Here is a 9,420-nt window from a genome sequence, read left to right as displayed (position 1 = left end):
GTCGGCGACCTTCAACGCCTCTTCGACGGCGTACTCGTCGAGCTCGGACAACAAGCCGTCGACACCGGCACGATCGGTGGTGTTGTCGGCAGCGAAAGACCGGTCCGCGGTGGCGTCCGGAACGTGCTTGACCAGGGTGACGATCTTCATGGCCGGGTTGCGACCTCCTAGGCCGGGGTGGGTGGCGCGGCGCCGTCGCGGCGTTCATCGCGAGGCTAGCCGGTTTCCTCGTCCGCCGAGGTGGCGGTGCCTTCGAGGGTACTGATGTTACCGACAGGTAACCTCCGGCCCAAGCCTTCGCCGACGTGCAACACGTCACAGTCCGGGACGGCCGCCAATACCCGTTTTCGCCGTCCTCACTCGGTCCCGTTCTCGCGCCCGCTGTGAAATGATCGCGCGATGCGGATACTTGTCGTCTCGTGGGAGTACCCGCCAGTCATCTACGGCGGCCTCGGGCGCCACGTCCACCGCCTGACCGAGGGTCTCGTCGCCGACGGACACGACATCGCGGTCGTCACCCAGTCCGCCCCGGGAATGCCCGAGGAAGAGGACGACAAGGGTGTGCGCGTGTTCCGGGCACCGCCCGACCCGCCGGCCGGGGAACGCGGCGAGGACCTCGTGCCGTGGGTGCTGGCGCTCAACACCAGTCTCATGCGCACCGCCCATCGGCTGACCCGCGAATGGATGCCCGACGTCGTCCACGCCCACGACTGGGTCGACGCGCACGCCGGCATCAACGTCGCGCGCGCCATCGACGCGCCGCTGGTCGCCACCGTCCACGCCACCGAGGCAGGCCTCTGGGACGGCTGGCTCTCGACGCCGCTGTCGCGGGCCCGGCACGACATCGAGGCCTGGCTGGTCGCCGAGGCGACCCGCTCGATCGTGTGCTCCGAGGCCATGCGCGTCGAGGCCGCGGCCGCGTTCGACGTCCCGCCCGAGGACCTCACCGTCATCCGCAACGCCGTCGACCAGCCGGCCTGGCGGACGACGGCCGAGGCACGGCGGGCGACCCGCGAGCGGTTCGGCATCCCGCCGAAGACGCCGCTGCTGGTGTTCGGCGGCCGGCTGGAGTGGGAGAAGGGCGTCGACGTCTGCGTCGAGGCGCTCTCGCTGATCCGCCAGCGCCACCACGACGCCCGGTTGGTGCTGGCCGGCGCCGGGTCGCAGGAGGTCAACCTGCGGCGGCTGGCCCAGCGGCTGCAGATCGACCACGTCGTCCAGTTCGCCGGGCGCATGGACCAGCCCGACCTCGCGGCGCTGTTCGGCGCGGCCGACGTCGCGCTGGTGCCGTCGTCGTACGAGCCGTTCGGCATCGTCGCACTGGAGGCCTGCGCGGCCGGCACCCCGGTCATCGCCGGCGACAGCGGCGGGCTGCGCGAGGTGATCGAGCACGACGTCACCGGCCTGCTGGTGCCGCCGCGCGACCCCGGCGACCTCGCCGGCGCGGCCATGCGGCTGCTCGAGGAGCCCGGGCTGTCGCAGCGGCTGGTCCGGGCCGCCCACCAGCGCATCGCCACCGAGTTCGTGTGGACGGCCGTCGCCCGCGAGACCGAGAAGGTCTACGCGGCCGCCGTCGCCGATCCGCGTCCACCCCGCCCGAGGCCCGCTCCGGCGCCCGACGGCAACATCCTGGCCGACCGGCCGGCGGCCATACAGCAGGCCTGGCGGCGGGTCCGCGGCGAAGTGTAGTTCCGTGATCATCTGCGATCGCTGGTGTCCTGCCACCAGTGATCGCCGATGATCAGCGTTGTCCACAGGCGGGAACGGGGCACCCGGGCCGGCAGGAGAGCGGCGTGCCGGTCCAGCCGTAGGCTCTGAGCACACGCACGTGCTCGGCGGCGACGCCGCACGGGTCGCCGAACACGTCGGCGTGGCCGTATCTGAGGGTGGCGTGTCCGTCGACGGTGGCGCTGTTGTCTCGGCGCCGGTCGCGGAACCGACCCTCGCCGGTGTGCCCGACGCGGCCATCGAGCTCGACCCGCAGCCGGTACCGCTCGTAGTCGACGTCGATCCAGATGACCCGTTGCCCGGCGATGCGACGTTGGCGGCAGCCGGTGGGCAGGCCGTGGGCGCGTTCGACCCGGCGCAGGTGCCGTAGCTCCAACGGCGAGTGCGCCCGGTCGGCGACGTCGGCGAGCACCGCCTCGACCATGCCCCGCCAGCGGATCTTCTTCCGTTGCCCCAGCGCGTCGGCCAGCCGCTCAGGTGTCGTCGCCCGTCGCTGGCAGGCCGACGTCACCCACCCCTCGGCCTCCCGCGGATGCGCCGCGTCGTCGACCAGGTCCAGGACGGTGTCGTCGACCCGGGTCCGCGGCGGGCTCTTGGCCGGGTGCCGGGTCAGCGGCAACCGGCCCGCGTAGTGGACCCGAACGCCGTCGACCTTGCCTCGGACGTGTCGTTCACCCGGAGCCGTGACGTGGATGACCGGGCCGGGCTCGTCGCACAGGCCGTCCAGGAACGCCGCCGTCCGATGACTGGCCACCGCACCCCGCCCAGCGCGCAGGATCGCCGCCCACACCCGTGCCGCGAACGGCAACGGCCCGGTGAACGTCGCGTACACGCCGGCGTGGATGCGCTGCCACCGTCCCGAGCGCAGCCGCCAGGTCAGCATGTCCTCGGTCAGCCCGCAGGCCAGCGCCTGGGCACGGCTGACCACACCGTCCTGGCGGGCACTGAGGTCGTCGAGGTTCACGCTCCGAGCCTGTCCGAGCCGGATCGGTCACGCCAGGCCGAAATCCCCGCCTGTGGACACTGATGATCATCGGCGATCGCTGGCGCCAGCACGCCAGTGATCGCCGATGATCATGGGACGGGGCGCGGCTCCGCCACCGCCCTCGCCGGTTCGGGCTCGGGGTCCGACGGCGGCCGCCCGCGCCGCGACCGCCGGGCCCAGCGGATCAGGGCCCGGTAGGTGTCGTCGCGCATGAAGACCATGTCGGCGGCGATCATCGCCAGCGAGAACCAGGGCAGCGCCATCGTCACGGCGATGCCGATGTGCATCGCGAAGATCGCCAGCAGCGCCAGCACCCGGGTGCCCCGTCGCAACAGCAGCAGCGGGAACAGCACCTGCACGAACACCGTCACGTAGCTGCCGATCGTGACGAACACGCCGTTGGTGTAGACCAGCTCGTTCAGCCCGGGCCACGGCGCGTACTGGCCGATGCGCAGCGGGTAGTAGAGCCCGACGCCCTCCTGCCACATGCTGCCCTGGACCTTCGACAGCCCGGACGTCATGTAGATCATGAACACCTGGGTGGCGACGGCCATCAGCGCGACGTTGTGGAACAGCGTGCCCACCCATGGCGGCGTCGGCACCAGCGGCCGGTATCCCGGCCTGGCCCGGCGGCGGGCGTCCAGCGACCAGCGCATCGAGGTGTCGGCGAAGCAGAGGAACAGCAGCATGATGCGGACGATGTTGTCGCCGGCGTCGTCGGCCAGCGGGTTGAGCCGCATGAGGCCGGCGATGGAGATCATCAGCAGCGGCGTGACGACGCGGGTGCGCCAGCCGAGCGTGAACGCAACGGCGAGCGCCGCCAGCAGCAGGTACTTGAGTGTGAAGGCGGTGGTGCCGTCGTCCTGGCCGAACACCCAGGTGAACGGGAAGCCGTACTCGTCGACGGTGAGCCACGGGGTGAGCCAGCGCGCACCCGGACCCCACACGTAGTGCCGGTCGGCGAAGTTGACGGTGAGCGAACCGAGGACCGCGACGCCGATGAGGATGCGCATCGCGGCCAGCCCGTAGGTGGCCTTCTTGCCGTCGAACAGCCAGCGCTCACCGGCGTCGACGGTCCGCCCGACGGCGCCGGTGACGAGGCGGATCGCCTCGCCGATCATCGGTCGTCCACCAGCCCGTCGATGACCTCGGCGAACGCGGACTCGTTCTGGTTCGGGTCGACGAGCGCCGGGCGCCAGCCGAACTCGCGGATGGTCTGCTGCGGGTTCTCCGGCGGCGGGTCGAACCGGACGTCCCAGCGCGGCACCGGCGTGCGGACCAGCTGGAACTGGACGGCGACGACGTCCTCGCCCCACAGCGCCTTGGCGAACTGGGTGGCGTAGCCGGTGGCGACACGGTCGGCGCGGACGACGTTGGCCACGCGGCTGGACGTCTCGCCGCCCTGGGCCGCCACGAGGTCGTCGGCCAGCGGCCGCCAGTCCTCCATGTCGACGTAGTCGGCGGCGACGATCTGCTGCTGCTCGTCGGTGAGCGCGTCCCAGGCGGTGTTGACGCGGCGGTGCAGGTTGGACGTCAGCCGGCTGGCCCGCGACGGCGCGGGGTCGTGCGTGATCAGCGTCCACTCCAGCCGGGTCGGTTCCGCCCAGTCGGTGGTGCTCAGCTCGCCGGTCTGCGGGTCCTCGACCTGCGCGCGGACCAGTAGCTCGTCCTCGGCGTTCACCGGGTTCGGCGCGAACAGACTCCAGTTCTGCTGGAAGAACGGCCGCATGTACCCGGACACCTGGTCGCCGACGGAGTCCTTGATCGGGTTGCTCGGCGCGTTCCACAGGAACGTCGCCACGAAATGCAGCGCAACGACGCCGACCAGGAAGAACGCGACGCCCTTCGCGATCGGCGGCACTGGAGCGCCCCGGTTGTCGTCCGGCCTCTCGTTCGGCACGCGGGCCAGGCTACCGCGTGGGCACGGGCGCGGCCGGAGCCTCCTCGGGCGCGGCGTGCGCGGCGGCCGGCCGGTCGTCGGAGGGCGGGACGTCCGGGTCGGGCTCCGCGGCGCCGGGGCGCCGCCGTCGTCCGTCCCACGCCGCTCGGGCCCGGGCCGCGATGGCCTGGTAGGTGGAGTCGCGGATGAAGATCTGGTCGCCGGCCATGATGAACAGCGAGAAGAACGGCAGCCCCATGATCACGCCGATGCCGGCGTGCATGCCGAGGACGCCCAGCAGAGCGATCACCCGGGTGCCGCGGCGCAGCAGCATCAGCGGGAAGAACAGCTGGATGAACACGGAGAAGTACGAGACGACGAGCACGCCGAACGGGTTCGCCGACAGCAGGTCGTTCAGCCACGGCCACGGCCGGTACTGGCCCACCTGCATCGGGTAGTAGACGGCGGTGCCGTTCTGCCAGGGCTCGCCCTGCACCTTGTAGAGCGCCGAGGCGACGTAGATGATGCAGATCTGCGCGCCCACCGCGAGGACGGCGAGGTTGTGGATGAGGATGCCGAGCCGGCCGGCGCCGCGACGCAGCCCTTCGGGGGTGAATCGGCGCGGCCACAGCCGGCGGCTCAGCCCCTGCTCCTGCCGCGCCCGCCGCCGTGCGTCCAGCGACCAGCGTCCGGACAGGTCGGCGAAGCACAGGTAGATGAGCAGGATGCGGAAGATGTTGTCGCTCTGGTCGCCGTAGAGCGGGTTCGACTCGATCAGGCTGACCCAGCAGATCAGCAGCAGCGGCGCGACGACCCGCGTCCGCCAGCCGAGGGTGAACGCAACCGCCAGCGCGAGGACGACCAGCACCTTCACCGTCAGGATGGTGGGGTCGCTGCCGCCCTCGAAGAGCGTGAACGGCCAGCCGAAGCCGCCGTTGCGCTCGAGCGGCGTCATCCACTGCGCGGCGTCGCCCCACAGGTAGTGCCGGTTGCCGAAGTTGGCCAGCAGGAACCAGACGGCCGCGAGGCCGAAGATGATGCGGACGACCGCGATGCCGTAGGTGGCACGCTTGGTCCCCAGCAGCCACTCCTCGCCCTTGCCGACGGTGACGGCGACGGCGTCCAGCGCGCGGTCGACAGCGGACCCGATCATGACCGGAACCTCCCGATCGCGTCGGCGAACGCCGCGCTGTCCTGGTCGTCGTACATGTAGAGGGGCCGGCGGCCGAACTCGCGCACCGTCACCGACGGGTCGTCGCCGCGGTCGTCGAAGCGTGGCGCGCGGGTCTCGTGGATCTGCACCTCGACGTACTGGATGCCGGCGTCGCGGCCCCACCAGGCCCACGCGAACTGCGTCGCGTACGCCGTCATGGCGCGGTCGAGGCGCAGCACATAGGAGATGCGGCCGTCGGAGCTGTGCTCCGGCTCGGCCTTCATCGCCTCCTCCATGCGAGCCCACGCGTTCTCGTGGTAGTTGCCGGCCAGCGTGGCCTGCTCCTGCGACGTGATGAGGCGGTACTGCTTGCGCATGTTGCCGGCCAGCCGGCGGGTGACGATACCCGCGCGCGATGGCGCCACGCTGTGCAGGATGTTGCCCTCGATCTCGAGCTCGGTGACGTCCACCCACTCGGTCGAGGTGTCGGCGTCGTACCAGCCGCGCACCAGCATGGAGTACTCGACGCTGATCGGCGTCGGCGCGAACAGGCTCCACTCCTGCTGGAAGTAAGGCTGCATGTAGTTCGTCAGCGTCGTGCCCAGGGTCTCCTTGGCCGCGTTCGCCGGACCGACGAACACCGCCGTCGCGAGCAGATGCGCGCACAGCAGCGCGCCGAGCCCTCCGGCGACGACCTTGATCCACGTCGGCCGCGGCTCCTGCCGTGCCGGCGCCGTCGTTCCTGTCTCCTGGTCCTGCATGGTGTCTGCCCTCGTGTGTCGACCGCCCGGTTCGACCGACCCCGGAAACGCCGATCCGGTGGGTCCGCGCCCTGGCTTGGGAGCGGACCCACCGTGATCGAACGTGGGAGTCGTGGTGCTACTCCACGGTGGTTCTGGTGTGACTCAGGTGGTGCGGGGTGTCACTCGACGGTGAGGCCCCGGCGCCGGCTGACCGCGTAGGCCGCGATGCCGCCGGCGAGGACCAGGCCCAGGCCGAGGATCAGCAGCTGGCTGGAGGCCGCACCGGTGTCGGGCAGCTCCTCGCCGTCCTCGTTGCCGTCGGCCGCGCCGTCGTTGTCACCGTCGGTCTCGGTGCCGTCGACCTCGGTGCCGTCGACCTCAGTGCCGTCGACCTCGGTCTCGGTGCCGTCCACCTCAGTGCCATCGACCTCAGTGCCGTCCACCTCGGTGCCGTCCACCTCAGTGCCGTCGACCTCGGTGCCGTCGACCTCGACCTCGGTGCCATCGACCTCGGTGCCGTCCACCTCGGTGCCATCGACCTCGGTGCCGTCGACCTCGGTCTCGGTGCCGTCGACCTCGGTCTCCTCGCCGTCAGCCTTGGTGTTCGGGCCGACGTGCGACTCGGCCAGCGTCACCGAGACGCCGCCGTTCTCCAGGCCGCCCAGCAGGGTGACCTGCACGGCCGCGACGCTGTAGGTCTCCGACGTGGAGGCCCGCTCGACGTTGACCGCGGTGCGCGCGGTGGTCGGCGTGGCAGCGCCGGCCTCGGCCTCGTCCGGCTGGACGTTGACCTTGATCGACAGGATGTCGGTCAGCGCCTCGCCGAGGCCGTCCAGCAGCCCGTCGACACCGAGGTCGCCGAGCAGGTCGCCCAGACCGGCGCCGAGCTCACCGAGCAGCTCGCTGAGCAGGCTGTCGAGGATGTTGAACAGGCCCGGGCCGATCAGCTCGCTGTTCGGGGGCAGGTCGTTCAGGCTCTCGAACAGCAGGTCGAGGTCGACGACGATGGTGCCGGCCTCGATCCATACGGCGGCGTCGTCGCCGAGCGACAGGTCCAGACCGCTGAGCAGCGGAACCGTGATGCGCAGCTCGCCACCGGCGATCTCGTAGTCGCGGGCGACCTCGAAGTCGTCGTCGGACGGCTCGAGGTGCGCCTCGGACGAGACGGCGCCGAGCTCGAGCTCGACGTCGGCGATGAGGTCCGTGAGGCCCTCACCGAGCAGGTCGGTCAGGTCGAACGTGGCGTTGCCGGGGAAGCCGTCCTCGACACCCGTGCCGACGCCGCCGTTGTCGGCGACCGCACCGGTCGCGGCGTGCGACACGGCACCGTCCTCGGCGGTGGCCCACTGGTTGACCGCACCGAGCTTGATGATGTCGCTCAGCGGGATCTGCAGGTTGGGGTCGATGGTGACGTTCAGCGAGTCGAGCAGCGTGACGTCAAGCGGGTTGGCGTCGGTGACGTCCGCGGGGTCGCCCAGGTTCTCGACGTCGACGCCGGCGAGCTCGGCGAGCTCGTCCAGGTCCGTACCCAGGACGGTGCCGTCGAGGAACCGCGCACCAGCGCGCGCCTCGTCACCCTCGGCCGCTGCGGCGGGCGTCAGCCACGCACCCACAGCGAAAACCGGGGCAATACCAGCTGCGAGCAGCGTTGTCGCTGCGCGACGCCGGCGCATAACAGGTGTTGCAGGCATGCCTTCTCCTCTGGCATTTGCATTTTCATGGCGGGCTCCTTCGCGGCCATCAGATGTGCCTTGGCCGGCGAAGCGTGATCATGAACCTACAACCGCTCCAGAGACGTGTCTCGTTCTTGGCGAATTTGCGTCCAGGGTCATCGACCGCCCATTCACCTCGCGTCGGTCGCTATGCCTCGAAACGGTTGATCAAGATCTTTGTTCCAAAGCGGGGCGCACTACTTGTTTGCCACTTTTAGCCGCTACCTGGACATAGTGGGGCGGAGCGGTTCGTTGAACTGGTGCTAATCGGACAAAAAGGCCGTTGCGGTCTTGCGCAAACCGGAACCAGTGGTCTAAACCGCGAGCCTGTCGGCCGTGACCGAATCGTTACCTGGGCCGACACGCGGGGAGGTTCCGGGAGGTTGGCTTTTCCGCCCAATGTCCTGGTCACAGCGCCATTGAGCGGAGTGCGGATCACCCATTCGGCCCATAGCGCGAGGCGTTGTGACTATGCCACCGGCCGGCGCCGGGAATGGCGCGCGGCCGGCATGCGCGGCGGACGGTCGCGGTGCCTTTTCGTGGGAGCGATTCGCAGGGGCGAATCGCGACTGGTATTCGCCGTGGCCTCGGGGTAGTGCGGCGACCGGCACGGGCCGATGGCCGTGGATCCGGATCGCGGATCCACGGCCATCGGTCGTGTGTGTCAGTCGCTTCGGCGACGGGCGACTCAGCCCTGGCCGATGCCGTGTCGACGGCTCACCGCGTAGGCGGCGATGCCACCGGAGAGCATCAGCCCGAGGCCGACGATCAGCAGCTGGTTCGACCCGGCGCCGGTGTCGGGCAGCCGCTCGTCGTCGTTGTCGGCGCCGCGGTCCTCGTGGCCGGCGTCGTCGTTGTCGTCCTTGCCGTTGTCCTCGGTCGCCGGCTCCGGCTTGTTTCCGCCGGCCGTCTCGACGCCGTCGACCTCGATGCCGGCCGTCTCGACGCCGTCGACCTCGGTGCCGTCGACCTCGGTCCCGTCGACCTCAGTGCCGTCGACCTCAGTGCCGTCGACCTCGGTCCCGTCGACCTCAGTGCCGTCGACCTCAGTGCCGTCGACCTCGGTCCCGTCGACCTCGGTCCCGTCGACCTCGGTCCCGTCGACCTCGGTCCCGTCCACCTCGGTCCCGTCCACCTCAGTGCCGTCCACCTCGGTCCCGTCCACCTCGGTCCCGTCCACCTCAGTGCCGTCCACCTCGGTCCCGTCCACCTCGGTCCCG

8 protein-coding genes and 1 pseudogene are annotated in these 9,420 nt (G+C 70.6%); 1 reads left to right on the top strand and 8 read right to left on the bottom strand.

The genetic code is table 11. The annotated features are described in order from the left end of the window. Positions 1-150 (bottom strand): annotated as a pseudogene (locus DZA62_RS37775) (electron transfer flavoprotein subunit beta); the annotation flags it as partial. A gap of 249 nt (positions 151-399) precedes the next feature. On the opposite strand from DZA62_RS37775, the gene DZA62_RS35080 reads away from it, so the two are divergent. Then, on the top strand, positions 400-1,689 hold the full coding sequence (locus tag DZA62_RS35080; RefSeq protein ID WP_116953635.1) for a glycosyltransferase family 4 protein: 1,290 nt from the start codon (positions 400-402) through the stop codon (positions 1,687-1,689). Positions 1,690-1,741: 52 nt separating this feature from the next. Here DZA62_RS35080 and DZA62_RS35075 read toward each other — a convergent pair whose 3' ends face one another. The 7 genes from DZA62_RS35075 to DZA62_RS35045 all read right to left on the bottom strand — a co-directional run. Beyond that, positions 1,742-2,692 carry a type IV toxin-antitoxin system AbiEi family antitoxin domain-containing protein gene (locus DZA62_RS35075; RefSeq protein ID WP_116953633.1) on the bottom strand — a complete coding sequence of 317 codons (951 nt, stop codon included), beginning with the start codon at positions 2,690-2,692 and terminating at the stop codon, positions 1,742-1,744. Between the two features lie 110 nt (positions 2,693-2,802). Next, a complete protein-coding gene (locus tag DZA62_RS35070; protein WP_116953637.1) occupies positions 2,803-3,834 on the bottom strand; it encodes an HTTM domain-containing protein in 1,032 nt (343 codons plus the stop codon). Further along, on the bottom strand, positions 3,831-4,613 hold the full coding sequence (locus DZA62_RS35065) for a DUF5819 family protein (RefSeq protein ID WP_157988110.1): 783 nt from the start codon (positions 4,611-4,613) through the stop codon (positions 3,831-3,833). The genes DZA62_RS35070 and DZA62_RS35065 overlap by 4 nt, the downstream gene beginning before the upstream one ends. Positions 4,614-4,623: 10 nt before the next feature. After that, entirely contained in the window at positions 4,624-5,745 is a 1,122-nt protein-coding gene (locus DZA62_RS35060) for an HTTM domain-containing protein (protein WP_116953629.1), read from the bottom strand. Further along, positions 5,742-6,506, bottom strand: a complete 765-nt coding sequence (locus DZA62_RS35055) for a DUF5819 family protein (protein WP_116953627.1) — start codon at positions 6,504-6,506, stop codon at positions 5,742-5,744. Before DZA62_RS35055 ends, DZA62_RS35060 begins: the two co-directional genes overlap by 4 nt. Before the next feature lie 161 nt (positions 6,507-6,667). Beyond that, positions 6,668-8,101: a choice-of-anchor G family protein gene (locus DZA62_RS35050; protein WP_116953625.1), complete on the bottom strand. Its 1,434-nt coding sequence runs from the start codon at positions 8,099-8,101 to the stop codon at positions 6,668-6,670. 787 nt (positions 8,102-8,888) lie between these two features. Further along, a partial coding sequence (locus DZA62_RS35045) for an LPXTG cell wall anchor domain-containing protein (RefSeq protein ID WP_116953623.1) occupies positions 8,889-9,420 on the bottom strand: 532 nt, incomplete at its 5' end.

It is taken from the genome of Jiangella endophytica, from assembly GCF_003427025.1.
Lineage (GTDB): Bacteria > Actinomycetota > Actinomycetes > Jiangellales > Jiangellaceae > Jiangella > Jiangella endophytica.
The sequence above is the reverse complement of the archived record's forward strand: the minus strand, read 5'-3'. Positions and strand labels throughout refer to the sequence as shown.

Bases quoted from the DNA above. Each gene is read 5' to 3' on its own strand.
- DZA62_RS35055 (WP_116953627.1), bottom strand. From the start codon at position 6,506: ATGCAGGACCAGGAGACAGGAACGACGGCGCCGGCACGGCAGGAGCCG.
- DZA62_RS35080 (WP_116953635.1), top strand. From the start codon at position 400: ATGCGGATACTTGTCGTCTCGTGGGAGTACCCGCCAGTCATCTACGGC.
- DZA62_RS35060 (WP_116953629.1), bottom strand. From the start codon at position 5,745: ATGATCGGGTCCGCTGTCGACCGCGCGCTGGACGCCGTCGCCGTCACC.
- DZA62_RS35070 (WP_116953637.1), bottom strand. From the start codon at position 3,834: ATGATCGGCGAGGCGATCCGCCTCGTCACCGGCGCCGTCGGGCGGACC.